The organism is Mycolicibacterium aurum, assembly GCF_900637195.1.
Classification (GTDB): Bacteria; Actinomycetota; Actinomycetes; order Mycobacteriales; family Mycobacteriaceae; genus Mycobacterium; species Mycobacterium aurum.
On record NZ_LR134356.1, the window covers coordinates 4,771,621 to 4,798,609 of the forward strand.

Annotated in this window: 27 protein-coding genes; 11 read left to right on the plus strand and 16 right to left on the minus strand. The window is 67.7% G+C overall.

The genetic code is table 11. The features are described from left to right. The first annotated feature begins 21 nt into the window (after positions 1-21). A complete protein-coding gene (pth, locus tag EL337_RS22440; protein ID WP_048632865.1) occupies positions 22-600 on the plus strand; it encodes an aminoacyl-tRNA hydrolase in 579 nt (192 codons plus the stop codon). Positions 601-689: 89 nt separating this feature from the next. Here the strand turns inward: pth and EL337_RS22445 are convergent, their stop codons facing one another. The 7 genes from EL337_RS22445 to EL337_RS22475 form a co-directional block, all read right to left on the minus strand. Continuing rightward, on the minus strand, positions 690-932 hold the full coding sequence (locus EL337_RS22445) for a hypothetical protein (protein ID WP_083443104.1): 243 nt from the start codon (positions 930-932) through the stop codon (positions 690-692). 11 nt (positions 933-943) lie between these two features. Further along, complete coding sequence (locus EL337_RS22450; protein WP_232786811.1) at positions 944-1,324, minus strand: hypothetical protein; 381 nt, start codon at positions 1,322-1,324, stop codon at positions 944-946. A 118-nt stretch (positions 1,325-1,442) separates the two neighbouring features. Next, positions 1,443-2,474 (minus strand): 4Fe-4S binding protein, encoded by a 1,032-nt coding sequence (locus tag EL337_RS22455; protein WP_048632863.1) that lies wholly within the window; start codon positions 2,472-2,474, stop codon positions 1,443-1,445. 67 nt (positions 2,475-2,541) lie between these two features. After that, on the minus strand, positions 2,542-3,396 hold the full coding sequence (locus EL337_RS22460; protein WP_048632862.1) for an ABC transporter permease: 855 nt from the start codon (positions 3,394-3,396) through the stop codon (positions 2,542-2,544). After that, positions 3,393-4,355: an efflux ABC transporter ATPase subunit, DrrA-related gene (locus tag EL337_RS22465; RefSeq protein ID WP_048632979.1), complete on the minus strand. Its 963-nt coding sequence runs from the start codon at positions 4,353-4,355 to the stop codon at positions 3,393-3,395. The genes EL337_RS22460 and EL337_RS22465 overlap by 4 nt, the downstream gene beginning before the upstream one ends. A gap of 78 nt (positions 4,356-4,433) precedes the next feature. Further along, a complete protein-coding gene (locus EL337_RS22470; protein WP_048632978.1) occupies positions 4,434-6,068 on the minus strand; it encodes a fatty acyl-AMP ligase in 1,635 nt (544 codons plus the stop codon). Between the two features lie 321 nt (positions 6,069-6,389). Then, the gene (locus tag EL337_RS22475) at positions 6,390-7,358 is read right to left on the minus strand and encodes a 4-(cytidine 5'-diphospho)-2-C-methyl-D-erythritol kinase (RefSeq protein WP_048632861.1); all 969 of its coding nucleotides are present in this window, start codon (positions 7,356-7,358) and stop codon (positions 6,390-6,392) included. Positions 7,359-7,408: 50 nt separating this feature from the next. Here EL337_RS22475 and EL337_RS22480 point away from each other — a divergent pair, with 50 nt between their 5' ends. Beyond that, on the plus strand, positions 7,409-8,209 hold the full coding sequence (locus EL337_RS22480; protein ID WP_048632860.1) for a serine/threonine-protein kinase: 801 nt from the start codon (positions 7,409-7,411) through the stop codon (positions 8,207-8,209). An 86-nt stretch (positions 8,210-8,295) separates the two neighbouring features. Next, the gene (locus EL337_RS22485; RefSeq protein ID WP_048632859.1) at positions 8,296-9,810 is read left to right on the plus strand and encodes an amino acid permease; all 1,515 of its coding nucleotides are present in this window, start codon (positions 8,296-8,298) and stop codon (positions 9,808-9,810) included. 29 nt (positions 9,811-9,839) lie between these two features. On the opposite strand, the gene rsmA is transcribed toward EL337_RS22485, so the two are convergent. The 3 genes from rsmA to EL337_RS22500 all read right to left on the minus strand — a co-directional run bounded on the left by rsmA (position 9,840) and on the right by EL337_RS22500 (position 12,851). Next, positions 9,840-10,784 carry a 16S rRNA (adenine(1518)-N(6)/adenine(1519)-N(6))-dimethyltransferase RsmA gene (gene rsmA / locus EL337_RS22490; protein WP_048632858.1) on the minus strand — a complete coding sequence of 315 codons (945 nt, stop codon included), beginning with the start codon at positions 10,782-10,784 and terminating at the stop codon, positions 9,840-9,842. Further along, positions 10,781-11,908 (minus strand): resuscitation-promoting factor, encoded by a 1,128-nt coding sequence (locus EL337_RS22495; protein ID WP_048632857.1) that lies wholly within the window; start codon positions 11,906-11,908, stop codon positions 10,781-10,783. The genes rsmA and EL337_RS22495 overlap by 4 nt, the downstream gene beginning before the upstream one ends. Before the next feature lie 91 nt (positions 11,909-11,999). Further along, positions 12,000-12,851 carry a TatD family hydrolase gene (locus EL337_RS22500; RefSeq protein WP_197724140.1) on the minus strand — a complete coding sequence of 284 codons (852 nt, stop codon included), beginning with the start codon at positions 12,849-12,851 and terminating at the stop codon, positions 12,000-12,002. Between the two features lie 26 nt (positions 12,852-12,877). Between EL337_RS22500 and metG the strand changes: the two genes are divergently transcribed. The 4 genes from metG (at position 12,878) to EL337_RS22520 (ending at position 17,911) form a co-directional block, all read left to right on the plus strand. Further along, positions 12,878-14,431 (plus strand): methionine--tRNA ligase, encoded by a 1,554-nt coding sequence (gene metG / locus EL337_RS22505; RefSeq protein ID WP_048632855.1) that lies wholly within the window; start codon positions 12,878-12,880, stop codon positions 14,429-14,431. A 90-nt stretch (positions 14,432-14,521) separates the two neighbouring features. Continuing rightward, entirely contained in the window at positions 14,522-15,697 is a 1,176-nt protein-coding gene (locus EL337_RS22510) for an NAD(P)/FAD-dependent oxidoreductase (RefSeq protein WP_109860133.1), read from the plus strand. Next, positions 15,694-16,575 (plus strand): RNA polymerase sigma-70 factor, encoded by an 882-nt coding sequence (locus EL337_RS22515; protein WP_048632853.1) that lies wholly within the window; start codon positions 15,694-15,696, stop codon positions 16,573-16,575. Before EL337_RS22510 ends, EL337_RS22515 begins: the two co-directional genes overlap by 4 nt. 85 nt (positions 16,576-16,660) lie before the next feature. Next, positions 16,661-17,911: an aminodeoxychorismate synthase component I gene (locus tag EL337_RS22520; protein ID WP_048632852.1), complete on the plus strand. Its 1,251-nt coding sequence runs from the start codon at positions 16,661-16,663 to the stop codon at positions 17,909-17,911. 6 nt (positions 17,912-17,917) lie between these two features. Here the strand turns inward: EL337_RS22520 and rsmI are convergent, their stop codons facing one another. Then, on the minus strand, positions 17,918-18,757 hold the full coding sequence (rsmI, locus tag EL337_RS22525) for a 16S rRNA (cytidine(1402)-2'-O)-methyltransferase (RefSeq protein ID WP_048632851.1): 840 nt from the start codon (positions 18,755-18,757) through the stop codon (positions 17,918-17,920). Between the two features lie 24 nt (positions 18,758-18,781). Between rsmI and EL337_RS22530 the strand changes: the two genes are divergently transcribed. Then, positions 18,782-20,332, plus strand: a complete 1,551-nt coding sequence (locus EL337_RS22530) for a dolichyl-phosphate-mannose--protein mannosyltransferase (RefSeq protein ID WP_048632850.1) — start codon at positions 18,782-18,784, stop codon at positions 20,330-20,332. Between the two features lie 87 nt (positions 20,333-20,419). Here EL337_RS22530 and arcA read toward each other — a convergent pair whose 3' ends face one another. Continuing rightward, positions 20,420-21,628 carry an arginine deiminase gene (gene arcA / locus EL337_RS22535; protein ID WP_048632849.1) on the minus strand — a complete coding sequence of 403 codons (1,209 nt, stop codon included), beginning with the start codon at positions 21,626-21,628 and terminating at the stop codon, positions 20,420-20,422. A 46-nt stretch (positions 21,629-21,674) separates the two neighbouring features. Between arcA and soxR the strand changes: the two genes are divergently transcribed. Together soxR and EL337_RS22545 are read left to right on the plus strand one after the other, a co-directional pair. Then, complete coding sequence (gene soxR, locus EL337_RS22540) at positions 21,675-22,109, plus strand: redox-sensitive transcriptional activator SoxR (protein WP_048632977.1); 435 nt, start codon at positions 21,675-21,677, stop codon at positions 22,107-22,109. 32 nt (positions 22,110-22,141) lie between these two features. After that, a complete protein-coding gene (locus EL337_RS22545) occupies positions 22,142-22,750 on the plus strand; it encodes an alpha-ketoglutarate-dependent dioxygenase AlkB (RefSeq protein WP_048632848.1) in 609 nt (202 codons plus the stop codon). Here EL337_RS22545 and EL337_RS22550 read toward each other — a convergent pair whose 3' ends face one another. Both EL337_RS22550 and EL337_RS22555 read right to left on the minus strand, forming a co-directional pair. Next, entirely contained in the window at positions 22,751-23,434 is a 684-nt protein-coding gene (locus EL337_RS22550; RefSeq protein ID WP_048632847.1) for a DUF5642 family protein, read from the minus strand. It lies immediately after the preceding gene. A gap of 28 nt (positions 23,435-23,462) precedes the next feature. Beyond that, positions 23,463-24,113, minus strand: a complete 651-nt coding sequence (locus tag EL337_RS22555; protein WP_048632846.1) for a DUF5642 family protein — start codon at positions 24,111-24,113, stop codon at positions 23,463-23,465. A 252-nt stretch (positions 24,114-24,365) separates the two neighbouring features. Here EL337_RS22555 and EL337_RS22560 point away from each other — a divergent pair, with 252 nt between their 5' ends. Beyond that, positions 24,366-25,076 carry an envelope biogenesis lipoprotein LpqN gene (locus EL337_RS22560; RefSeq protein WP_048632845.1) on the plus strand — a complete coding sequence of 237 codons (711 nt, stop codon included), beginning with the start codon at positions 24,366-24,368 and terminating at the stop codon, positions 25,074-25,076. 3 nt (positions 25,077-25,079) lie between these two features. Here the strand turns inward: EL337_RS22560 and EL337_RS22565 are convergent, their stop codons facing one another. Beyond that, complete coding sequence (locus tag EL337_RS22565) at positions 25,080-25,934, minus strand: shikimate 5-dehydrogenase (protein ID WP_048632844.1); 855 nt, start codon at positions 25,932-25,934, stop codon at positions 25,080-25,082. Continuing rightward, positions 25,931-26,929, minus strand: coding sequence for an acetyltransferase Pat (locus EL337_RS22570; protein WP_048632843.1), 999 nt, complete (start codon positions 26,927-26,929; stop codon positions 25,931-25,933). The genes EL337_RS22565 and EL337_RS22570 overlap by 4 nt, the downstream gene beginning before the upstream one ends. Between the last annotated feature and the right edge of the window lie 60 nt (positions 26,930-26,989).

Genomic DNA, 26,989 nt, shown 5'->3' on the forward strand with positions numbered 1-26,989 from the left:
CGACCGGGACGGAGTTCTCTCATGGCCGAGGCCATGCTGGTCGTCGGCCTTGGCAATCCGGGGCCGACGTACGCAACGACCCGGCACAACATCGGCTTCATGGTGGCCGATGTGCTCGCCGACCGCATCGGCGAGAAGTTCAAGGTGCACAAGCGCTCTGGTGCTGAAGTGGCCACCGGGCGGCTCGCGGGCCGCCCGGTGGTCCTCGCCAAACCGCGGGTGTACATGAACGAGTCGGGCCGCCAGGTGGGTCCACTGGCCAAGTTCTACTCCATCGCGCCCGCCGACGTCGTCATCATCCACGACGAACTCGACATCGATTTCGGCCGCATCCGCCTCAAGGCCGGCGGCGGCGTGGCCGGCCACAACGGCCTGCGATCGGTGGCGTCCGCACTGGGCGGCAACGATTTTCAGCGCGTCCGGGTGGGCATCGGCCGGCCCCCCGGCCAGAAGTCGGGGGCCAGCTTCGTGCTGGAGAACTTCAGCTCACGCGAGCGTCCAGAGCTCGGCACCATCATCGAGCAAGCCGCCGACGCGACGGAATTGCTGATCGCCCAGGGCATCGAGCCCGCCCAGAACGTCGTGCACGCCTGGGCGTGACACCACCTCTCGCCGAAACTGTATTTCAGCAGCGAAAGTGAGAGTGCCCGCCTGCCGGAATGCAGTTTCGGCAGACAGGTCTCAGAGCCCTACCAGGTCAGGACGATTCCCGGCCCCCGGCCGTTGTTGCCGCGAGGGATCGTGTCAGCCACATTCGGCGCCCGGGTACCCGGCACCGCCTTGACGGAGACGCTGCCGCTCGTCTCACATCTGGTCAGGCTGCCGGCTTCCTGACAGGTCGCCTGAGCGCCAGCTACCGGAGCAGCCATCAGCGCGGCCGCCGCGACGCTCGGCACCAGCAGGATTCTCAGGTAACGCGCGCGACTGTTCACAGATCCCCTCCTCACGGGCACGATCCCGCGAGAACCCGGGCACTCGGGTCGAGTACCAGATTCGCTTGCCGGACATGGGCGAATGCGTCTTCACGCGCCGCTTCGATGGTCAGCCCGGCACCGCCGGAGACGATGCCGCTGCCGTCGTCGGCTCCGACCGAGACCACGCAGAAGACGTCGTTGGTCACTTCGTCACTGCTGCATTCCTGGGCGCCGGTGCTCTGGCAAGCGGCGACCACTGCAGCCGCGGCCGCGTCGTTGGTGGGGCCGGATGCGGTGAAACCGACCAGCAAACCGTCCATGACTCCCGAACCCACGGCCCTGGATATGTCGCCACCGTTGACGACTCCACCCGGCCCGCCGGCCCACGACGTCGCGGCCGAGACCGTCATGACAACCAGCCCGATCGAAGACATCACCGCCATCCGAAGAGCGAAAGCCCACCTGATTGTGGCCATCCTGCCCCTTTCTTGAGAAGGATCTGCCGGTGATCATAGGGGGCTCGGCCGCTCAGCGACGACGAATGCCGCTGTCGACGATCTTGACGGGCTTGTGCGGATAGCGCTTGATGGCGTGCGCTTCGGCGTCGGAACCGGGTAGCACGTAGAGAGTTTCGCGCTTGTCCTGCAGCGGCTTGAGCACGAGGTCCATGAAACCCTTGCGGTCGTCGAGGTAGGGCTCGATGACCTCTTCGCCCGCGGGACAGACCGCCAGACAGTAGGCCGCTTTGTAGTTGGCCTTGAACGACAGGCTCTGCCACATCGACGCGTTCTCCGAATCGCTGACGCGGGAACGGTAGTCGGCGGCGTCGGAGCTGTCGGCGATGGTCTGCACCCAGTCGGTGAAGCCGCCCATGAACTCGCGGTAGTTGTGTACCGAGCACGCGAAGAAGTCGAAATCGCCGTTCTTCTTGATCGCTCCCACCGGGCACGCGGCAACGCACAGTTTGCACTCCAGGCACGGCGAATAGTCAAGCGGCGCATCGTAACCGCTGATCTCCGACGCCACGATCACCGTGCCGAGCAGGATGAAGTTCCCGAACCGTGGGTGGATGACGTTGCGGTGGATTCCCATCGCGCCCATGCCCGCGGCGACCGCGACCGGCTTGTGGGCGACGACCCAGATGCGGCCGGGGTATCGGTCCATCTCCATCGGGAACGTGGCCGACGGATTCACCACGCGATGACCGGCGTCCTGCAGCGCGCGGGTGATGCGGTGTGCCGCCTCGTTCATGATCTCGCCGCTGCGGTGGAACTCCTGGTTGGCGACGCTGCGGGCGGTCGAGCGCACGTTGTCGCGGTTCATCTTGACCACCAGCGACAGATAGCTCACGGCGCCGGGCAGCGCCTCTTCCACGTACGGCAGCTCCGAGGCCAGCTGCGGGTCGGCGACACGGGCGAAGCCGACGTCGTCGACCCCCGCCTCCAGACACACGTCTCGCAGCCACGCGGCGTCGATGACGCCGGGCGGACGGGCCGGCCGTGACCGCATCGCGCGCACCGTGGGATGGTCGGCCAACCGCGACGGCAACTTGTCCACCATGTGGCTGAATATAGCAGACTATACCCAGCTGTGTGATGGGTACTGCGCCGCGGCATTTCTCAGCGCATCAGTTCGCGGTCCTGCGCTTGTAGGCGTACAGCGCGACGGGGGCGAACACCGCGGTCAACGTCAGCGACCACAGCACCGTGGCCAGCACCGGATGATGCAGAGGCAGCTGCGCACTCGCGGGCGCCGGTCCCCCGTTGCCCCACAGCTCGCGCATCGCCTGGGCCAACGACGACACCGGGTTCCATTCGGCGATCACCCGCAACCAGTGCGGCATCGGTTCGGTGGGCACGAAGGTGTTGGCCAGGAACGTCACCGGGAACAGTGCCGTGAACATGACGCCGTTGACCGCCTCCACCGTCCGCATGAGCGAGCCGATGAGGATGCCGAACCAGATCATGCCGAAGCCGAACACCAGCAGCAGGGCAAAGGCCAGCACGGCTTCGCCGACGCCGTTGCGGATGCGCCAGCCGATGGCGAGCCCGGTGAGTGCCATCACCACCACACCCAGCGACGAATGGATGACGCTGGCGATGCTGCGCCCGATCAGCACCGACGACCGCGAGATCGGCAGCGAGCGAAAGCGGTCGATGATGCCCTTCTCGACATCGGCGGTGATGCCCGCCGCCACGACGAACGCCGAGAACACGATGGTCTGGGCCTGGATGCCGGGCAGCAGGAATTCCCGGTAGGACGCTCCCCCGGTGTTGGTGATCGATGCACCGAAGACGAACGCGAACAGCAACACGAACATGATCGGCTGTGCCGTGACATCACTGAGCATCTCGGGCATCCGCTTGGTGTGGATCATGTTGCGTTTCACCATGATCCACGACTGTTGCGCAAGGTTGGTGGGCCGCGCCGGGACCGGCTTCGGCAGGATCGGAGTCGTGGACTCGGTGTCGAGCGCGGTCATGCGCCTGCCTCCTCGATGTCGTCGGTGCGGTGGCCGGTGAGCGTCAGGAACACATCGTCCAGACTGGGCCGGGACAGTCCGATGTCGTCGACGCCGATGCCGCCGTCGCGCAGGAGTTCCGCCACCCGGATCATGTCGTCGAGCCCGTCCGCTGAGGCGGTCAGCCTGCGGGCACCGGCGTCGACGAACACCTCGGCGCCCGTCCGGCCCAGCAGGGCGCGGGCGGGGTCGAGGTGGGCCGTGTCGGTCACGGTGACCACCAGGCTGGCCTTGCCGGCCTGCTGCTTGAGTTCCAGCGGAGAGCCCTCGGCGATGATGCGGCCGCGGTCGATGACGACGATGTTGTCGGCGAGCTGGTCGGCCTCCTCGAGATACTGCGTGGTGAGCAACAACGTGGTGCCCTGCGCCACCAGTCCGCGCAGCACATCCCACAGTTCGCTGCGGCTCTGCGGATCCAGACCGGTGGTCGGCTCATCGAGGAAGAGCACCGGAGGAGAGGCGAGCAGGCTGACCGCGAGATCCAGCCTGCGCCGCATACCCCCGGAATAGGACTTGACCGTCCGGTCGGCCGCGTCGGTCAGCGAGAACTGATGCAGCAGTTGATCGCCCAGCCTGTCGAGGTCTTTGCGCCGGATGCCGTAGAGGCTGCCGATCATCCGGATGTTCTCGCGCCCGGTCAGCAGTTCGTCGACGGTGGCCACCTGGCCGGTGAGACCCATGTGGCGGCGCACCTGATCCGGCTCGGTGCGGACGTCGTAGCCCGCCACCCGCGCGGTACCGCTGGTGGGCTCGGTGAGCGTGGTCATCATGCGGACCGTGGTGGTCTTGCCTGCGCCGTTGGGCCCGAGCAGGCCGAGTACGGTGCCTGCGGCCACCGTGAAGCTGACACCGTCGACCGCGTTCTCGCTGCCGTACCGCTTCACCAGGTCGACGGCCTCGATCGCGGGAGGGGATGCCATGACCCCGACGCTACGGGCGACCCCCGACATCCGGCCAGTCGATTTCCCGCCCCTGCACCGCGCGCTCGCGTAACGGGGCTAGGTGACGAGTGAGACCGAGGTGGAGCGGCGCAGCTTGCCCGACGATGTCTTGGGGATGCTGCCAGGGCCCAGCACGACGACGTTGCGTGGCCGCACATCGACCTCGGCGACAACCTCGTGCGCGACCTGGTGCTCGATGCGGCGCACCTCGACCGGGTCCTGCCAGTTGTTGGACTCGACGGCGACGGCGAACGTCTCCCGTGAATGTCCGGCATCCAGCCGCACCGCGACGGCACAACCCGGTCGCACACCCTCCACGCGGCCTGCCGCACGTTCGATGTCGGTCGGGTAGATGTTGCGGCCGGCCATGATGATGACGTCCTTGACGCGGCCGCAGACGACCACGTTGCCTTCCTCGGTCAGGTAGCCCAGGTCGCCGGTGTCGTACCAGCCCTGCTCGTCCTGCGCCGGGATGAAACCGCCCATGGTCATGTAGCCCGGCGTCACACACTCGCCGCGCAGCTCGATGACTCCGACACCCCGGGGCGGCATGACGTTGCCGTGATCGTCGATGACACGGGCTTCCAGATCGGTCAGCAGCGGGCCGAGCTCGGCGAGACGCTTGGTGTGGCCCTTGGCGGCCGGCACTGCGCGCCGCAGCGCCGCGAGCAGGTCGGCATCGACCTCGTCGACGACCAGGCCCGCACCGCACGGTGAGAACGACACCGCCAGCGTGGTCTCGGCCATGCCATAGGCAGGCAGGATGGCGCCCGGCTGCAATCCGAACGGCTTGCCCGCGTCGAGCAGATCCTCGACGTCGGCCGGTTCGACGGGCTCGGCGCCGGAGAGCGCGAAACGCAGCGTGGACAGGTCGAACTGGCCCGGCTTGGCCTGGCGGCGCAGCCGCTTGGCGAACAGCGCGTAGGCGAAGTTCGGGGCCGCGGTCATCGTGCCCTTGTACTTGTCGATGAGCTTGGCCCACAGCAGGGTGTCGCTGAGGAAGTCCATCGGGGTGACCTTGACCAGCTCGGCGCCGAAGTACATCGGAATGGTCAGGAATCCGACCATGCCCATGTCGTGGAAGCACGGCAGCCAACTGACCATGACGTCCGTCTCGACGTCGTACTGGGCACCGATGAACATCGCCTCGGCGTTGGAGTGGATGTTGCGATGCGTGATCTGGACGGCCTTGGGAGAACCGGTGGACCCCGAGGTCAACTGCATGAGCGCCAGGTCGTCCTCGCCGACCTCGATGGGCTCGATGGGCTCGGACTCCAGAAGATCCGTGACGGTGAGGACCTTGATGCCCTTCTCCTCGAGCACCGGGATGGCGACGAGGAAGGGATCGGAGACGATGACGGCCTTGGCCTCGATCATCCCGATGACGTTCATGGTGTCCTCGGCCCAGACCACCAGGTCGGTGCGGGGCGTGGGCTGGTGCAGCATGGTGAGGCTTGCGCCGCGCATCCACAGGCCCTGCGCGGTGGGCGCGATCTCGACCGGGAATCCGGCCAGCACGCCGACGGCGTCGCCGAGGCCAACTCCGGCGGCGGCGAGGCCGCCGGCGATGCGCTTCGCCCGCTCGTGGACCTCACCCCAGGTGTGACGGACCGGCACGTGCGGCTCTCCGGTGACCATGCCCTTACCCGTGGTGTGGGCACTGCGATACATCTTCTCGGTGAATCTGCTCACGACGACCTCCTCGCCGACATCTGCCCCGGTGCACATGCCCGTTTGCCATGCTCCGCCTGATGAGGAGCCTTTTCACGGAGGCGCGCACACAGTTGGGGAGCGGTTGTGTCTCGAATCGGTGATGTTCTGTGAGCGTGCTTGGAGTCAGTGACCCATCCAGTTCGCGGCCCGCCGGTCACACCGGTGGGGGAACTCGATCCGTCCAGTACTCGACCGCTAGCTCTCACCGTCGATCATCTTAGGCAACTCTTAAGTAACTGCCAAACGCGCGCGACAATTGAGTCGTGCGTCACACCCTTCCGTGACCGTTGCTTGACGTACTCAGTCCACCGGCGAGGGACTCGGCACCACCCGGGCACCCTGCACCGGCCCGCTCGCGACGCGCACCGTGCGGCACACACCCGCTCCGGCCAGTTCCGTGCCGATGTCGATGGCGGCGCCGGCCGAGGTGCACAGGAACGCGCACGTGGGCCCTGACCCGGAGACCACGCCCGCGAGGGCGCCCGCATCCACACCCGCACGGAGGGTGCGCCGCAACGCCGGATCCAGGCTCAGCGCGGCGGGCTGCAGATCATTGCCGAGCAGGCCCGCCAGCTGCTTCGCGTCCCCCGACGCCAGTGCGGCCAGGACCGGATCCGGCGATTCCAGGCGCGGCGGAAGCGTGCGGTCCTCCTCGGCGCGCAGCCGATCGATCTCGGCGAACACCTTGGCGGTGGACAGGCCTCCCGGCGAGAACGCCAGCACCCAGTGGAAGGTGTTGCGGGCCAGCACGGTGGCGAGCTCCTCGCCCCGGCCGGTTCCCAAGGCCGTACCCCCGTGCAACGCGAACGGCACGTCGCTGCCCAGCTGCGCCGCCAGCGCATGCAGGTCGCGACGCGGCACCCCGAGCTCCCACAAGGAATTCATCGCCACCAGAACCGCGGCCGCATCTGCACTGCCGCCGGCCATCCCGCCTGCCACCGGAATGGTCTTCTCGATCGAGATCTCGACATCGGGGGCGCGGCCGACGTGTTCGGCCATCAGCTCGGCGGCCCGCCATGCGAGGTTGCGGTGATCGGCGGGCAGGCTGTCAGCCCCCTCACCCGACATCTCCAGCGACAGCGCGTCGGCGTTGCGGACCGTGACCTCGTCGAGCAGCGACACCGCATGGAAGACGGTGGTCAGCTCGTGATAACCGTCGTCACGGCGGTCACCCACATCCAGATACAGATTGACCTTGCCGGGCACCCGAACCGTGACCGAGCCGGTGGGAACCCACTCGGAGGCCGTATTACCGTCGCGTGCGGACACCGCACGACATTAACTCCGCAACGAGCGACGGTGCACCCTAGGCTGGCCGGATGCTGTCGCCGGGCGATCGCTTCGAGGACTATGTCATCGACGCGACAGCGGGCCGCGGCGGAACGGCAACGGTGTACCGCGCCCACGACGTCCGCTCCCCCGACCGCATCGTCGCGCTGAAGATCCTCACGGCAGGACGCGATGGCGCGTCGGAACAGGCGCGGCTGCGCCGAGAAGCCGACTACGCACAACGATTGCGCCACCCCCACGTCGTCGAGATCTTCGGCAGCGGAACCGGCTGGCTGGCGATGGAGTACGCCGGCGGCGGGCCTGTCACCAACCTCGCGCCGGTCCCGAATCGGGTGGCCGCACTGACCCAGATCGCCGACGCCCTTGACTACATCCACGCGCACGGTGTCGTCCACTGCGATGTGAAGCCGTCCAACATTCTTGTCGCCCAGGACTTTTATCAGGACGGCGCGATGCTCGTCGACTTCGGCAACGCGCGCTCCGCAGGAGAGAGCGCCGTGCCACACACCACCTACGTCACCGCCTCCCTGCCGTACTCCCCGCCGGAACTCCTGACCGGAGCGGCCGTCACGGGCGCCACCGATGTCTATGCGCTGGCCTGCACGGCGGTCGAATTGATCACCGGCTCACCACCGTTCACAGCAACTACCCAGGCTGCGCTGGCCGACTCACAGCTTCACCGGGCTCCACCGCGTCCATCGCATGATATCGATTGGCTGCCAAGGGCTTTCGACTCCGTCCTGGCCAAGGCCATGGCCAAGGCGCCGGCGGACCGCTACCAGTCCTGCACCGAATTTGCGGCGCTGGTTACCCGCATCATCCGTGACTGAAACGTCAATTCCATTCCGGCGCCGCGTAACCCAAGGTTTACCGCGCCCAGGTTGCAACCGCCCACAACAGGTCTAGCGTCGCGCTCATGGGATCTGCTCTGCAGTACGACAACTCGGCTCTCGCTCACGAGGAGGAGGGCTACCACAAAGGGCTCAAACCCCGCCAGCTCCAGATGATCGCCATCGGTGGGGCGATCGGCACCGGCCTGTTCATGGGCGCGGGCGGACGGATGAACACCGCGGGGCCTGGCCTGTTCATCGTCTATGCGGTGTGCGGCGTCTTCGTGTTCTTCATCCTGCGGGCCCTCGGGGAGTTGGTGCTGCACCGCCCCTCCTCGGGTTCGTTCGTGTCCTATGCGCGCGAATTCCTCGGGGAGAAAGCCGCATACGTCGCCGGGTGGATGTACTTCTTCAACTGGGCCTGCACGGCGATCGTGGACGTCACCGCGATCGCGCTGTACATGCACTACTGGGGCGCGTTCGAAGCCATCCCGCAGTGGACCATCGCCCTCATCGCGCTGGTCATCGTGCTCACCGTGAACATGATCTCGGTGAAGCTGTTCGGCGAGATGGAATTCTGGGCAGCACTGATCAAAGTTGTTGCGCTGGTGACGTTTCTGGTTGTCGGCATCATCTTCCTTGCCGGGCGTTTCACCATCGAGGGTCAGCCGACCGGCGTCTCGGTGATCGCCGACAACGGGGGCATTCTGCCGAACGGACTACTGCAACTGGTGATCATCACCTCGGGTGTCATCTTCGCCTATGCCGCCGTCGAACTGGTGGGAACGGCGGCCGGGGAAACGGAGAATCCCGACAAGGTGATGCCCAAGGCGATCAACTCGGTGGTGTTTCGCATCGCGGTGTTCTACGTGGGGTCACTGGTACTGCTGGCGCTGATGTTGCCGTACACCAGTTACAAGCAGGGCGAGAGCCCGTTCGTGACGTTCTTCTCCAGCATCGGGGTGCCGGCCGCAGGCGACATCATGAACTTCGTGGTGCTGACCGCCGCCATGTCCAGCCTCAACGCCGGGCTGTACTCGACGGGCCGGATCCTGCGGTCGATGGCGCTCAACGGCAGCGCCCCGCAATTCACCGGGAAGATGACGCGCCGGGGTGTGCCGTTCGCCGGGATCGCCCTGACCGCGGGCTTCACCGTGATCGGCGTGATTCTGAACCTGGTGGTACCTGCCGAAGCGTTCAACATCGCGCTGGATCTGTCGGCGCTGGGCATCATCTCGTCGTGGGCCATCATCGTCATCTGTCAGATCCAGCTGTACCGCTGGTCGAAGAAGGGGATCCTGAACCGCCCGTCGTTCCGGCTGTGGGCCACCCCCTACACGAGCTACGCGACGCTGGCCTTCCTCTTCGGCGTCACCGCGCTGATGTGCTACGAGAACTACTGGAACCTGATCGCATTGCTGATCATCGTCCCGGCTCTGATCGGCGGCTGGTACGCGGTCCGCGGTCGCGTGATGGAGGTGGCGCGCGAGCGGATCGGCATCACCGGCAACTACCCCATCAAGGCGGACACTCCTCTGATGCAGGAGCTCCGCGACAGGGACAACGCCGACGGCCAGAAAAAGATCGGCCCCGGCGAGTAGCCGGAGCCGATCAGTGAAGCTCTGGGGATTCAGACCGTCGGAACCTGAGTGTCCTCGGCGGCGGCAGGCTCGGCAGTGACGTCCGAGTCGGCCGCGGCCTTGTCCACCACATGCCAGTCGTCGGAGCGCTGCAGCAGCCGGACGAACTCTTTGATGCTCAACGTCTCGCCGCGACGGGACGGGTCGATGCTGGCCGCGAGCAGCCTGCTGGCCGACTCGTTGCCGGAACCGGCCCACTCGGCGAACGCATTGCGGGAGGTCTTGCGCCGCTGCGCGAAGGCGACGTCGATGAGCTCGAAGACCTTCTCCTGGAACTCGGGGTCGGTCGGCCACTCGGACGTCTCGTAGCGGTCGATCCGGACCAGACCGGAGTAGACCCGCGGGATAGGCCAGAACACCGTCGGCGACACCATGCCGTAGCGGCGCACATTGCCGAAGAAGCGCACCTTGGCGCTCGGCACGCCGTAGTCCTTACCGCCGGGCTCGGCGGCCAGACGCTCGGCGACCTCCGCCTGCACCATCACCATCACGGTGCGGATGGACGGGAACTCGGCGAGCAGATGCAGCAAAGCCGGCACCGCGACGTTGTACGGCAGGTTCGCCACCAGCGCCGTCGGCATCTCGGTCATGTCCGACTGCTTGAACGTCAGGATGTCCCGGTTCAGCACGGTGAGCCGGTTGACCTCGCTGTGCGAATGCGTGGCGATCGTCGTCGGCAGTTGCGCGGCCAGCACCGGGTCGATCTCCACCGCGGTGACCTTGGCGCCCCGGTCGAGCAGCGCAAGCGTCAACGAACCCAGGCCCGGACCGACCTCGAGGACGTGATCGTTCCGATTGATGCTGGAAGCGGACACTATTCGGCGCACCGTGTTGGCGTCGTGCACGAAATTCTGTCCGAATGACTTCCGAGGTCGGAAATCGATCGACTTAGCCAGATGCCGAATCTCAGTTCGCCCGAGCAGTCGTATTGTCACGACGCACCGATCCTCCCACTACAGGTCGGCCACGCCCCCCAACCTTGGCGCGCCCGAGTTACCTCAGCAATCGCGATCTGCTCTTCTCTTGTTGCCAGATCCGCTCGCTGAGCATACCGCAGACCACCGCTGCGCTCCCAGGTGTTTTGATCAAATTGAACGCCACCGAAATAGCCGTTGCCGGTATTGATGGCCCAATTACCTCCGGCTTCGCACCGTGCCAGGGCATCCCAGGTGGCTCCGCGGGCCACCGGAGGCACCTCGGTACCCGGCTTGGCGCCCACTCTCAGCACACCATCGCGCGCCGGAGTGACGACGACATTGGCTACTGGCAGCCTGCCGGTTTCGACTCCGTTAACCGTCGCCACCGCGAAAGTGACGTCCTGTACACCAGGATTTCCCGCGTCCTCCACAATTTGGCGACTCATGTTCAGTGTCACGTCTTCGATGCGCTTGTTGTTCGGTGTGAGCGGCAGGCGCTCGGTGACTTTGGCGATCCGGACGCGGGTGACTTTCACGTGCATGCCATCGACGATGGGTGCCGACGGTGCTGGAATCACGCTGTCGCTTTGCTGAAGAGGGGCTCCGGCGGCTTCTAACAGGCTCCCGACATTGGGCGCCGCCAGCCGCACGGTGCGCACCGCACCGGCGTCCTCTATTTGCACGTTTTTGGGGCTGACCACCGGAAGTGCCATTCCGTCGAGGGGAAGGCGGCTCCCGCGCGACGCCGCGACGGGAGCTTTGTCGGTCATCTGCAGCTGCGACAGCGCCTCATCGACGGTCGACGCCGTGGTCCAGACCTGCTCGGCACCGCCACCGTCTGTCGAGATCTCCAACGGCCGGCTGCGCCGCAGGACGATCGTGTCGGACTGATGCACGGGGGTGTCGGCCGCAGGAAAAAGATCGTCCCGTTCTCCGACGTCGAACCCGTTTTCGCGGACGACATCGATGACGCGGGACTTCATCGTCGGCACCGTCACCGACGCGCCGTCGACGGTCAGGGTCACAGTCTTGTGGGCAGCGACGGCGGTTCCACCGGCGAAAACCAGAGCCAGCAAAGTTGCGGCAACCAGAAACCGCAGGAGGGGCGACCGTGTCTGATGAAGTTTTGTCAATGCATTCAAAATGTCGTCTATCTCCGACTAGCGCGGCGCGGGCGGCACAAAAAACCCGTTGTCCACGTCGTGATTGATCACAAGACGGTAACGAACCGGCCTACAACGAGCAACTCGCCAGCCCATAGGCACGTACCGCCGTCGCGAAACTCTCCTCGGCGAGCGTTTCCGCGGGCCGGCCGACGAGGTCGGCCAGCGCTCGCACAGTGTAAGGGAGGCAATAGGGCTCATTCGGCGCCCCGCGGAACGGGTGCGGGGTGAGAAACGGTGCGTCCGTCTCGACCAGCAGCTGATCCGCCGGGATCAACGGCACCGCTTCCCGCAGCTCACGGGCATTCTTGAAGCTGACCGTCCCCGACAGACTCAGCAGCCACCCGGCGTCGACGCAGGTGCGCGCCATCGCGGCGTCGGAGGAAAAGCAGTGGAAGATCACAGTCTCGGGGGCGCCCTCGGCGCGCAGCACGTCGAGCACGGCCGCATCGGCGTCCCGATTGTGGATCATCAACGGTTTTCCGGTGCGTTTGGCGAGGTCGATGTGCCAGGCGAACGCCTCCCGCTGCTCGGCGGGGTCGGCGCAGCCCTCGAGACGACCCGGCCAGTAGAGATCCATCCCCGTCTCCCCGATCGCCACCACCCGGGGGTGGGCAGCCAGGCGTTCGATCACCGTCTGCGCCTCCGCGGTGAGCCCGTCGGCCCGGGTGGGATGCAGGGCCACGGCGGCATAGACACGCGGGTCCCAGTCCGCGGCTTCGGCCGCCCAGCGCGCGGACTCCAGATCGTCGGCGATCGTGACGACAGCCGCAACGCCCGCCGCACCGGCACGGTCCAGGATCGCGCGCACGTCGTCGGCATCGCGCGCACCGCAGGCGTCCAGGTGGGTGTGAGCGTCGACCAGGGGGGCGAGCGGCTCTGGGATCGGCGGCGGCTCACTGCGTCTTTCGCGGGCGCTCACGTCATACACCCTAAAGTGACCTTCTGATGAGCAAGACGCCGTACTACATCACCACCGCCATCGACTACCCCAACGGGGCACCGCACGTCGGCCACGCCTACGAGAAGATCGCCACCGACGCGATCGCCCGCTTCAAGCGGCTCGACGGCTTCGACGTGCGCTTCCTGACCGGCACCGACGTGCACGGTCTGAAGATGGCGCAGACCGCCGCCGCGGAGGGCATCCCGACCGCCGAGTTGGCGCGGCGCAACTCGGACGCCTTCCAGGCGATGCAGGAGAAGCTCGGCATCACGTTCGACCGCTTCATCCGGACCACCGACGACGACCACACCCGGGCGTCCATCGAGATCTGGAACCGCATGAACGCCGCGGGCGACATCTATCTCGACTCCTACTCCGGCTGGTACTCGGTGCGTGACGAGCGCTTCTTCGCCGAGGACGAACTGGAGGAGCGCGCCGACGGCACGCGGTACTCGATCGAGACGGGCACCCCGGTCACGTGGACCGAGGAGCAGACGTACTTCTTCCGGCTGTCGGCCTACACCGAACGCCTGCTCGCGCACTACGAGTCGCATCCGGAGTTCATCGGCCCCGACGTCCGGCGCAACGAGGTCGTCAGCTTCGTCGCCACCGGCCTGCGCGACCTGTCGATCTCGCGGACCACGTTCGACTGGGGCGTTCCGGTCCCCGATCACCCCGACCACGTCATGTACGTGTGGGTGGACGCGTTGACGAACTACCTGACCGGCGTGGGCTTCCCCGACACGTCGTCGGAGTCGTTCGGCAAGTACTGGCCGGCCGATCTGCACGTCATCGGCAAGGACATCGTCCGGTTCCACACGGTGTACTGGCCGGCGTTCCTGATGTCGGCGGGCATCGAGCTTCCGCGGCGGGTCTTCGCCCACGGCTTCATCAACGTCAAGGGCGAGAAGATGAGCAAGTCGGTCGGCAACGTGGTCGATCCGATGGCGCTTGTCGACGAATTCGGGCTCGACGCGGTGCGCTACTTCCTGCTGCGGGAGGTGCCGTTCGGACAGGACGGCAGCTACAGCGACGAGGCGATCATCGGCCGGATCAACACCGACCTCGCCAACGAGCTGGGCAACTTGGCCCAGCGGTCGCTGTCCATGGTGAACAAGAACCTAAACGGCATCGTGCCCGAGCCTGGCGACCTCACCGACGACGATCGCGAGCTGCTCCGGCTCGCGGGCGACGAGCTGCTCTCCGCGGTCCGGGTCCACTTCGACGTGCCGGCGATGAACAACGCGCTGGAAACCATCTGGCTGATGCTGGGGGCGGCCAACCGCTACTTCTCCAAACAGGAGCCGTGGGTGCTGCGCAAGTCCGACGCCCCGGCCGACCAGGAGCGGTTCCGCACGGTGCTCTACGTGACGCTGGAGGCGGTCCGGGTCGCCGCGCTCCTGGTGCAACCGGTGATGCCGGCCTCCGCCGCCAAACTGCTGGACCTGCTCGGTCAGCGCGAGGACCAGCGCACGTTCGCAGCAGTCGCGACTCCGCTGGCGCCCGGGACGGCGCTGCCCGCCCCGTCGGGCGTCTTCCCGCGGTACCAGGCGGACTGACTTCTTTCTCTATGTGATGTGCATCACGCCATGTCACACTTCGGCGGTCACCGGTGTCTTGGGGGCATGTCCGAGAGAAAGGCAGACACCATGACCGCGAAGTTCACCAGGGTCCTCGTCGTCGGCGGCGGATACGCCGGCGTCCTGGCAGCCAATCACCTGCGCATCGACGAGCGCATCGACATCACGTTGGTGAACCCGCGGGCGTCGTTCGTCGAGCGGATCCGGCTGCACCAATTCGTGACCGGATCCGACGACGCGGTGGTCGACTACGCCGAGGTGCTCGGCGACGGCATCACGCTCGTCGTGGATTCCGTCACGAGGATCGACGCCGCCGACCGCCGGGTCGAACTCGCATCGGGCGGCACCCTGGACTACGACTACCTCATCTATGCCGTCGGCAGCACCGGCGCCACCTCGACGGTGCCGGGCGCGGCGCAGTTCGCGTTTCCGATCTCCGAATACGAACACGGCGCTCCGCTGCGCGCCGCCGTAACCGCGGCACCGGCCGACGCCCCGATCTGCGTGGTCGGAGCCGGGCCCACCGGACTGGAGACGGCCGCGGAACTCGCCGACGAAGGCCGGCGCGTAACGCTGGTCTGCGGCAGCGTGCTGGGGCCGTATCTGAGCACGCGGGCCCGCCGCGCCGCCGCCAAGCGGATGACCACACTCGGCGTCGACCTGATCGACGGGCCGGGCGCCACCGTCACCGAGGTGCGTCCCGACGCGGTGGTGCTGGCCGACGGTCGCCGCGTGGCCAGCGCGGTGACGATCTGGACCGTGGGTTTCGGGGTGCCCGACCTGGCGGCGCGCAGCGGGTTGACCACCGACGCCATCGGCCGGTTGGTGACCGACGAGACACTGACCAGTGTCGACGATCCCCGCATCGTGGCCGCCGGCGACGCGTCCGCGCCGTCGGACCTGCCGCTGCGCATGAGCTGCCAGGCCGCTCTCCCGCTCGGGGCGCAGGCCGCGAACACGGTGTTGAGCCGGATCGCCGGTACCACGCCGAAGCCGCTCAACCAGGCGTTCACCGGCCAGTGCATCAGCCTCGGCCGCACGGCAGGTCTGATCCAGATCGCCCACCTCGACGACCGCGTGATGCCGCTCTACATCGGCGGACGGGCCGCGGCCGGTATCAAGGAGGCGGTCTGCAAGGGAACGATCTCGTTCCTGTCCCGTGAGGCCCGCAAGCCGGGAAGCTACTTCTGGCTCAAGGGCGGCAAGCGTCAGGAGAAACTGGCGGCCCAGCCGGTGCCGTCGTGAGCGAACACGCCGACCGGTTCACCCACCTGAGGCCGTTGCTGTTCACCATCGCCTACGAGATCCTGGGCAGCGCAACGGAATCCGACGACGTCCTGCAGGAGAGCTACCTGCGCTGGGCCGAGGTGGACCTGGCAGGTGTGACAGACACCAAGGCCTACCTGGCTCGGCTGGTCACCCGGCAGGCGCTCAACGCGCTGCGGGCACAGTCGCGACGGCGCGAGGACTACGTTGGCCCCTGGCTGCCCGAGCCGTTGCTGACCGAAGCGGACCCGTCCGCCGATGTGGTGCTGGCGGAGTCGGTCTCGATGGCGATGCTCGTGGTGCTGGAGACGCTGACCCCCGACGAGCGCGCGGTGTTCGTTCTGCGGGAGGTGTTCGGCTTCGGGCACGAGGAGATCGGCGCGACGCTCGGGAAGTCGACGGCCTCGGTGCGCCAGATGGCGCACCGCGCCCGCGAACATGTGCAGTCCCGCCGCAAGCGGTTCGAGCCCGTCGACCCCCAGTTGTCCACCGAGATCACCACGCGGTTCTTCACCGCGGCCGCCACCGGCGACCTCGACGGACTGATGGCGATGCTCGCCCCGGACGTGGTGTGGACCGCAGACAGCGACGGCAAGGTGAGTGCGGCGCGCAGGCCGGTCTCGGGTGCTGATCGGGTGGCCAAGCTCGTCATGGGCCTGATCCGCCTGGGCGGCCCCGACGGCCGGGCGGAGCCGGCGATCTACAACAGCGCCCCCGCCCTGGTGCTCTACCTCGGGGACAAGCTCGAGGGAATCGTTTCCGTCGAGGTGATCGACGGCAAGATCACCAACTTCTATGCCATGCGCAATCCCGACAAGCTGGCCACCGTGACGGTGCCGCGGCGGATCGGCCGGTAGTTCCGGCGAGCAGACGCAAGATCGCATTCTCGACCCCGATCCGTGCGACTTTGCGTCTGCTCCCGCGGCAGGCAAGGCTGGGCCGGTGCGCATCGAGCGGCTCGGCGACCTGGGCGCGGCCCCGGCAGTGCTGCGCGCGCTGGCCACCGCGGCGACAGAGCTGGGCCTGGCGCCACCCGCCGCGCTGATCGGCGACTGGTTCGGATCGCGCGCGGTGATCGCGCCGTCGGTGCCGGTGGCCCCGGTCGCACCGCACGACGTGTTCGACGTGCCGCCGGGAGACCGCACAGACGGGCCGGTCGGTGGCGGCTGGTTCGGTTATCTGTCCTACCCGGACGCCGGCGCCGAGGGACACCCGCCACGCATCCCCGAAGCGGCCGGCGGCTGGGCGGATGCGGTTCTGCGGTGCGACCGCGACGGCATCTGGTGGCACGAAAGTCTCAGCGGTGCAGCACTTTCCACCTGGGCCGCCGACGCCATCCAGTCACCGCCGAGGTGCCGCGATGCTGTCGTCACCTGGGGTGCGGCCGACCGGCACACGCATCAGCGTGGCGTGCTCGACTGCCTGGACGCGATCGCCGCGGGCGAGGTGTATCAGGCGTGCGTGTGCACGCAGTTCGCCGGCACCCTCGACGGTGCGGCTGCCGATTTCTTCGCCGAAGCGGCAGCCAGGACCGTGCCCTCGCGTGCCGCGTACCTCGCCGGAGACTGGGGGGCGGTGGCATCGCTGTCCCCGGAGCTGTTCCTGCGGCGGTGCGGCGAGGCGGTCACCTCAAGTCCGATCAAGGGCACGCTGCCGCGGCACGCCGACCCTGCCGGCCTTCGCGCGTCGGTCAAGGACGTCGCGGAGAACATCATGATCGTCGACCTGGTTCGCAACGATCTGGGCCGGGTCGCACGGACCGGTTCGGTATCCGTTCCCGAGTTGCTCGCGATCCGCCCGGCGCCCGGCGTGTGGCATCTGGTCTCGACGGTGACGGCGCGCATACCCGCCGAACTGCCGATGTCGGCACTGCTGGAGGCGACGTTTCCGCCGGCCTCGGTGACGGGCACCCCAAAGGCGCGGGCCCGTGAACTACTGGGCCAATGGGAGCCGTTTCGACGCGGAATCTATTGCGGCACCGTTGGATTGGCATCGCCGATAGCGGGCTGCGAGCTCAATGTCGCGATCAGAACGGTGGAGTTCGGGGCCGACGGTGCCGCAGTGCTCGGGGTCGGCGGCGGCATCACCGCCGATTCCGACCCGGCCAGGGAATGGGATGAGTGCCTGCACAAGGCGGCGCCGATCGTCGGCACCGCTTCGCGGAAGACTCCGCCCGTCGCCTCGGCCCGCTGACCGCACTCACTCGCGCGCGCGCAGCACCGCGTCGTAGAGCTGGCGCCGCGACGGCGCTCCGGGATTGGCCGCGATCACCTGCGCGCACGCATCCTTGACCCGCATGCCGTCATCGACCAGGTGGAGGACGTCCGCCACAAGCGAGTCCTGGTCGGCGACCGGCGTCGCTCCCGCGAGCACCACCGTGATCTCCCCGAGCACCCCGTCGGAGGCCGCCCAGTCGGCGAGCTCGCCGAGCGGGCCGCGCAGGATCTCCTCGTGGGTCTTGGTCAGCTCACGGCACACCACCGCGCGGCGTTCCGGCCCCAGCACGTCCACGGCGTCGCGCAGGCACTCGGCCAGTCGCCGCGGCGACTCGAAGAACACGCAGGTGCGAGGTTCGACGGTCAGCGACTGCAGCCACGTCCTGCGCCCCGACTGCTTGCGCGGGGCGAATCCCTCGAAGCAGAACCGTTCCGACGGCAGACCGGCGACGGCGAGCGCGGTGGTCACCGCAGACGGTCCGGGCAGGCACTGCACCGTCAGGCCGTTGTCCGCGCACGCGGCGACAAGGCGGTAACCAGGGTCGCTGATCAGCGGCATTCCAGCGTCGCTGACCAGCAGCACGGTCGCCCCTCCGCGGATGTCGTCGAGCAGGGCGGGCACCCGCGACGCCTCGTTCTGGTCGTAGAGACTGACGATCCGGCCCGCCGGCCTGACCTCGAGTGCCTGCGCGAGTGTCCGGATCCTGCGGGTGTCCTCGGCGGCGATCACGTCGGCGCTGCCGAGAGCCCGCACCAGCCGCGCCGACGCATCCGACGGCTGGCCGAGCGGCGTGGCGGCTACGAGCAGTCGTCCGGCTGTCACATCCGACAGCCTACGATCGCTTGCGTGACCGCCCTGACCGAGGAAGTCCCCAGGAGCGGGCGCGCGGTCCCCACCATCAGCCCGGGACCCGTCGTGCCCGTCGCCGACTTCGGTCCGCTCGACCGGCTGCAGGGCTGGGCCATGACGGCCGTGATCACCGCGTTGGCGGCGGTGACGCGCTTCCTGAACCTGGGCTCGCCCACCGACGCGGGCACCCCGATCTTCGACGAGAAGCACTACGCGCCGCAGGCCTGGCAGATGGTGCACAACCACGGCGTCGAGGACAACCCCGGCTACGGCCTGGTGGTCCACCCACCCGTCGGTAAGCAGTTGATCGCGATCGGCGAGGCCATCTTCGGCTACAACGGCGTGGGCTGGCGTTTCACCGGCGCGGTCTGCGGGGTGCTGCTGGTGCTGCTGGTGACGCGCATCGCGCGGCGCATCAGCAGATCCACCCTGATCGGTGGCATCGCCGGGCTGCTGCTGATCGCCGACGGGGTCAGCTTCGTCACGTCCCGCACAGCGCTGCTGGACGGGTTCCTGACCTTCTTCGTGGTGGCGGCGTTCGGCTGCCTGATCGTGGACCGGGACCAGGTTCGGGAGCGCATGCACGTCGCGTTCCTGGAAGGCCGCATCGACGAGACCCCGTGGGGCCCGCGCCTGGGCGTGCGGTGGTGGCGGTTCGGCGCCGGCGTCCTGCTCGGTCTGGCATGTGCGACGAAGTGGTCCGGGCTCTACTTCGTGATGTTCTTCGGCGTCATGACGGTGGCCTACACCGTCGCCGCGCGTAAGCAGTACCGGGTGCCGCGGCCGTGGCTCGGCACGTTCGGTCGCGATGTCGGCCCGTCGCTCTACGCGCTGGTGCTGATTCCGTTCGGCGTGTACCTGGCGTCCTACACGCCCTGGTTCGCCTCCGAGACCGGCGTGAACCGCTACGAGGTGGGCCGCTCCATCGGGCCCGACAGCGTCCTGCCGCTCCCCGACGCCGTGCGCTCGCTGTGGCATTACACCTACGCGGCCTTCCGTTTTCACTCCGGGCTCACCAACGCCGACGGCAATCACCATCCGTGGGAGTCGAAACCGTGGACGTGGCCGATGTCGCTGCGGCCGGTGCTGTACGCGATCGACACCGAGAACGTGTCCGGCTGTGGGGCGCAGTCGTGCGTCAAGGCCGTCATGCTGGTCGGCACACCCGCGATGTGGTTCATCGCGGTGCCGGTGCTGGCCTGGGCGGTGTGGCGGGCGTTCGTCAAGCGCGACTGGCGATATGCCGTGCTGCTGGTGGGTTACGGCGCGGGCTTCCTGCCGTGGTTCGCCGACATCGACCGGCAGATGTACTTCTTCTACGCCGCCACGATGGCGCCGTTCCTGGTGATGATGATCGCGATGATCCTCGGCGACATCCTCTACAAACCGGGCCAGAACGCCGAGCGCCGAACGCTGGGATTGCTGATCGTGTGCATCTATGTCGCGCTGGTGATCACGAACTTCGCGTGGCTCTACCCGATCCTGACCGGGCTGCCGATCTCACAGACCACGTGGAACCTGCAGATCTGGCTGCCGTCCTGGCGCTGAGCGGGTTCGGCCCCTTCGCCGAGAGTGCGCTCACGGTCGTTGCGAGGGCGATTACGCGACCGTACGTGCACGCTCGCGAACAGCCCGCTAAAGGGGGTCGCGGCCGGCCGGGCAGGACATGCAGCGCGGCCCGCCGCGGCCGGTGCCGAGCTCCGACGCCGAGATCGGAAGCACCTCGATACCCGAATCCATCAGGCGCGCATTGGTTTCGGTGTTGCGTTCGTAGGCCACCACCACCCCCGGCGCCAACGCCAACGTGTTGTTGCCGTCGTCCCACTGCTCCCGCTCGGCGGTGACGGGATCCAGTCCGGTGTCGATCACCCGCAACTTGCCGATGCCCATCGCATCGGCTGCCGCCTCGACGAAGGGCGCGGCCCTGTCGATTGTCACGCCCTCGGACTTGCGACGAATGGTGAAGGCCGTCAACGAATCCTGAATGTTCGGGTACATCACCACCGCGTCTTTGTCGACCATGGTGCAGACGGTGTCGAGGTGCATCTGCGCCCGCTCCTGCGCGATCGGCACCGCCAGCACCGTGTGCGCGAGGTCGTCGTCGAACAGGCTGCGCGCCAGCGCTTCTGCACCCGCGGGCGTGGTGCGCTCGCCCACCCCGACGGCCACCACACCGGGCGCCAGCAGCAGCACGTCGCCACCTTCGATCGGCGCCGACCGGGATTCGTAGGCCCGTCGCACCCCGAGGAAGCGGGGGTGGTGGGCATAGATCAGGTCGGTCAGCGAGGTCTCGCGCACGCGGGCGTGCATCGACAGCGAGGTGATCGCCACCCGCGGACCGATCCAGAACGACGAGTCCCGGGTGAACAACAGGTTGGGCAGCGGGTTGATGACGAAGTCGCCGCCGTGGTGCATCCGCCGCACCAGCGAGAGCTCGTTCTCGCCGAAGGGCAACTCGTCGAAGGTCATCCCGGCCATCAGGATGCGGGCCAGTGCGGCGGCATCCAGCGTGCGCAGGTACGTCGAGAGTTCCTGCGCCAGCGGAGCCCCGAGGCGACGCGAGTCGACCGCGGCCGAGATGCCCTGCATGCGGGCCGCCCCGCTCTTGTCGAGGGCCTCGGTCAGCAGCTCACCGAGCAGCAGCACCTCGACACCCCGCGACCGCAAGAGGTCGGCGAACGCGTCGTGCTCCTGCTGCGCCCTGGCCACCCAGGGCAGCCCGTCGAACAGCAGTGTGTCGTTGTTGCGGGGGGTCAACCGCTGCAGTTCGGGCCCCGGTCGATGCAGGATGACGACCCGAAGCCTGCCGACCTCCGAATTGCACCCCAGCGCTGCATCAGTCACACGTAGCACCGTAACCCCAGAAGCCACCTCAACTATGGTTGAGGTCATGGAGTGGCCTCAGGAACTGACGCCGGGCGAGATGTCGGTGCGCAGCGGGGTCGCGGTCTCGGCGCTGCACTTCTACGAACGCGAGGGCCTCATCGCCAGCAGGCGCACCGGCGGCAATCAGCGCCGCTACTCGCGCGAAACGCTGCGCCGCGTCGCGTTCATCCGGATGTCGCAGCGGCTCGGAATACCGCTGTCCCGCATCCGCGACGCGCTCGCCACCCTGCCCACCGACCGGGTACCCAGCAGTAAGGACTGGGCACGGCTGTCGGCAGGCTGGCGCGACGACCTCGACCAGCGCATCGTGCATCTGCAGCGGCTGCGCGACAACCTGACCGGCTGCATCGGTTGCGGCTGCCTCAGCCTCAAGGTCTGCGCGCTGGCCAACCCCGGCGATGTTCTCGCCGACGAAGGCCCCGGCGCGGTTCGCCTCTGAGATTTCGAACGCCTGTGCGATAGACTGCGCGCATGGAGCAGGCTCTGCAAAGCTCGCTTTTCGACCATTCCGATCGCCGGGATCTCGGCAACGGCGCGTGGCTCGAGGTGCGTTCCGGCTGGTTGTCCCAGGACGACTTGCCGAACGACACACTGCTGAGCGAACTGCGGGACCAGATTCCCTGGCGTGCCGAACGCCGCCAGATGTATGACCGGGTGCTCGATGTCCCGCGGTTGGTCAGCTTTCACAACCTCCTGGAGAACCCGGCTCCGCACCCGCGGCTCAAACAACTCCGCAGGCGGCTCAACGACGCCTATGCCGGCGAACTCGGCGAGCCGTTCGTCACCGCCGGGCTCTGCCTGTACCGCGACGGCGACGACAGCGTGGCCTGGCACGGCGACAACATCGGCCGAAGCAGTACCGAGGACACCATGGTGGCAATCGTCGGACTCGGCGCCACACGGGTTTTCGCACTCCGTCCGCGCGGTGGCGGACCGTCACTGCGGCTTCGGCACTGCCACGGTGATCTGCTGGTGATGGGCGGCTCCTGCCAGCGCACGTGGGAACACTCCGTGCCCAAGACCACCAAGCCGACAGGACCGCGGATCAGTATCCAGTTCCGGCCGCACGACGTCCGGTGACTAGGTCGGGCCCGCGCCCTTGACCAGGTCGACGGTCTGGGTGACGAGATCTCGGGCGCGCTGCGTGTCGATCGGGACCACCGCCGTGTCGGCGACCACGAGAGGATTCGCCGTCACGATCACGATGAAGTTGCCGAAGTTCGCGACGTAGTTGTACAACTCGCCGGTGCGCGGGCCCTCCGCGGTCACCGTCTGCACGACGCGGTGGGTGCCGACGGTGTGCACGCCCTCGATCTGCGGGGACTCCACCACCTCGACCAAGCCGCGGACGCCGTTGCCGGTGAACGTCACCTTGCCGCACTGCTCGGCGGGCGTGCTGACCGGGACCGGCTGGGACGTCTCCACGGCGATGACGATGTAGCGCACACCCTCGCCCTCGGCCGTCGTCGCCGCCATGTTGCCCTTCACGCCCTCGGGAACGGCGTTGTCCGACGCCGCTTTTCCGCAGTCGGCGGGATCGAACGCCAGCCCCGGCGGGAGCTTCTGCGCGGCCAGCAGTCGCGGGTCGATCGCCGCGGGCCCGACGGTCGTGACGGTGAATGGCGGGGCGAAGCTCGCTTTCAGCTCGGCGACCCGGCTGATATCGGCCGTCGAGAGGTCTTCCGGCTGCGCAGCGCTGCACGCCGCCAGCAGCCCGACGCACGCGATCGCCGCTATCACGCCAACTTTCGGGGGGTTCGACATCGCCGCCAATGTACCTGCGCGGCCCACCTCAGCCGCGCAGCGTGGACACCGTTTCGGCGAGAAGGTCCGCGGCGAACTCCGCTCCGAGGGTGCGATGGGGTGATCCGGGATCGGTGACGACAGCGACAAAGCACAGGTACCGATCGAGGTGGGCGACGAATGACTCTGCCTGGGAACGTGTCTGAGTGCCGCCTTCGACGACGGTCACCACGGCGGTGCTCATCCCGATCGTGTCGGCCGCGTCGATCTCGGGGGCGGCCAGTCCCGTGACTGTGCCCGTCGTGCGTCCGGACGACACCGTCCACTGGGCGCAATCGGCCAGCACGGCGGGATCTGGTGCCGGCGCGGCACTGTCGGCGATGACCGCGTAGACGATCCCACCGGGTCCGGAAGCGGACCAGCCCCGGGCCGTCGCGGCGTCGACGGACGGCGCCCCGAGAACGGCGCACTGCGCAGGCTCGGACACCGGAGCATCGCGGAAACCCCAGATCGGGAACAACGCCGGTGGGCCCGTGTATCCGGAGACCTCGTACCCGTCCGGCAGCGCGGCGCGGGCCCGGTCGATCCGCGCCGGATCGACAGTGAGGTCGGCCTGCGCCGACGATGTGGGCGCCGCCGTAGGCCCCGGCGGTGCGCTGCCGCAGGCGGCGCACGCCAGTACCAGGGTGCCGACAAGCATCAGCCTCACGGGCTGTTGATATCACGCGGTCACCGCCGGACGTCCGATGTCGTTCGCGCGGTGTCGCCGTGCGGGCGGTACCTACCACGTGCGGAGCCGGCGAGGACGATTTCGGCAAACGAGGCGCGGGGGTGATCAGCAACTTCGCTAGCCTGGTTCGGGACAAACCCTCGCCCCAGATGGCTAGGCTGCGCTGTGATCCGGCTTCTTGGCACCGACCTGTCGAGCCACTGGCCGAAGAACAGGAGAGACATGACGATCGTCCCGCAGGCCGGCCTCGCCGCCATCGCCGCTGTCGCCCTCGGTATCGGACTGTCCGGCTGCAGCTCGGGTTCCTCGGGCGAGGGGTCCGACGCCGCCGCGACGTCCACCACCACGTCGGAATCCGTCGCCACCAGCGCAGCACCGACACCAACGACGCCGCCGCCAGCCGCCGCAGCTCCCGGTATGACGATCGAGCAGTACGCCGCGGAGAACGGCATCGTCGCGACACCCGTGCTGCAGGGCGACCCCGGCGCTCCGACGATCACACTGCCGCTGCCCCAGGGGTGGGAGTCCGCAGGCCCCCGCGGACCCGAAGGGGCCTACGACGCGCTCATCTACACGGCGCCGCCGCCGTCGCCCACTCCCCCGACCATCGTCGCTGTCGTCACCAAGCTGACCGGCAACGTCGACCCGGCGAAGATCCTCGAGTTGGCGCCGAACGAGACGCGCAACCTTCCCGACTACGAGGGCGCGGAGGCGGGAAAGCCGACCAACCTCAGCGGCTTCGACGCGACACAGATCGGTGGTTTCTACACCAAGGACGGCGTCAAGTTGCTGGTTGCCCAGAAGACCGTGGTCATCCCCGCCGAGGACGGCCTGTTCGTCCTCAAGATCACGGCAGAGGGCAGTGAGGAACAGGCCTACCCGCTGATGGATGCCACGGCGTCGATCGACGAGCAGACCACCATCACGCCCTGAGTGTCATGCCCTCGACAGGGCCGACGCTTCGGCGATCTGTTCGGGCGTCGGACGCACGCCGGTGTAGCGCTCGAACTGTTCGGCGGCCTGTAGCGCGATGACCTGAGCCCCGGTGATGACCTGCTTACCGGCCGCGCGCGCCGCGGCGATCAACGGTGTCTCCGACGGGAGAGCCACCACGTCGAAGACCGTCTCCGCCGCGGCGATCGTCGTCTCGCTGAACGCCAGGTCGTGTTCTTCCTGTCCGCCGGCCATGCCGATCGGCGTGACGTTGACGATGATCGGTGCGGTCACCTCGCCGACGTCGGCGAGGTAGTCGAAGCCGAGTCGGTCGGCCAGTTCACGGCCGCGAGCGGCGTTGCGCGCCACCACGACACCGGTGCCGAATCCGGCGTCGACGAAGGCCACTCCCACCGCCTTCGCCATCCCGCCACTGCCCCGGATCAGCACCGCGCTGCTGGGGTCGAGGTGGTGCTCGCCGATGAGTTGTTGCACCGCAAGGTAATCGGTGTTCGACGCGGTGAGCCGGCCGCCCGGTACAGAAACGTCGTTGACGATCGTGTTGATCGAGCGGATGGACTGCGCCGACGGTTCGATCTCGTCGACGAGGCTGAGCACGTCCTCTTTGAACGGCATGGACACCGAACACCCGCGGATCCCGAGGGCGCGCACCCCACCGATGGCGGCGGCGATATCGGTGGTGGTGAACGCCTTGTAGAGGAAATCCAGGCCCAGCACGTCGTACAGATGGTTGTGGAAGCGGGTGCCGATGTTGCTCGGTCGGCCGGACAGCGAGATGCACAGCCGGGTGTCCTTGCTCAACGGGGGCCGGTGGACGCCGGCTGTCCCTTGCGTCATCCGACGGCCCGGATGGCCTGGCGTGCCACTCCGCGGATCTGGCGGACCAGATCCGCCGGCAACGGCAGCGACTCCACCGAGGGCACCGGGATGTCGGTGATCACGACGCCGAGATCGTCGCGCTGCCATTTCGCACCGAAGTGGTCCAGGATGGCCCGCATCGGGTAGTTCTCGCTGAGGACCCGGGCGGTGAAGCGTTGCACCCCGTCGTCGCCCGCCGCGACGGAGATGGCGTACATCAGGAACGTGCCGATGCCGCGGCCCTGGTAGGCGTCCCCGACGATGAACGCGACCTCCGCGTCGGCCGGATTGTTCTCGTCGCGGACGAAACGGACGTCGGCGACGACGGGCCCGTCCGGACCGTCGGTGAGCACGAAGACGAAATGGTCCAGGTAGTCGACCTCGAACAGGTAGGCCATCAATGATTTCGACGGGGACCTCACCGACTGGAAGCGGCGGTAGAGCGTCTCACTGGAGAACTCGACCGGGCCGTTGGTGGTCCGTTCGATGTCGCCGGGCAGCACCGGCCGCAGGTGCAGCACCGTCCCGTCCCGCATCTGCACCGGGATGGGGGTGATGAACGCCGCCAGACGCTGGCGCGCCGTACGCACCAGCTTGTCCATCATGCCGGGGATCTCGAGCATGGTGCCGAACGCCTCGCGGCCGCCGACCCAGCCGGTCAGCGGTTCCGTGGCGACGACGGTGGCGGTGCGGGGCGCGTCGCGCAAGAGTGCGATCTCACCGACGATGAGCCCGGGTGACAACTCGACCACGGTGTCCTGACCGTCGTCGCCGGTGTGGCTGACCTCGGCGCACCCGGAACCGATCAGCAGGAACGACACCGCCATCTCGCCCTGCTGCATCAGCACCTGGCCCGCGGCCGCGGTCAGGGGCCGAAGCTGTGCGGCAAGGGGCACCAGTGCCTCGGCGTTGATGCCGTCGAAGACGGCCAGCACGGCAAGGTCGTCGGCGCGCACCGCGGTCAGACCAGACACGCTCTCGAGGCTACGGGCGCACGGGAACGTCGGGCAAGGATGCGGTGAGACCGTCAGCAA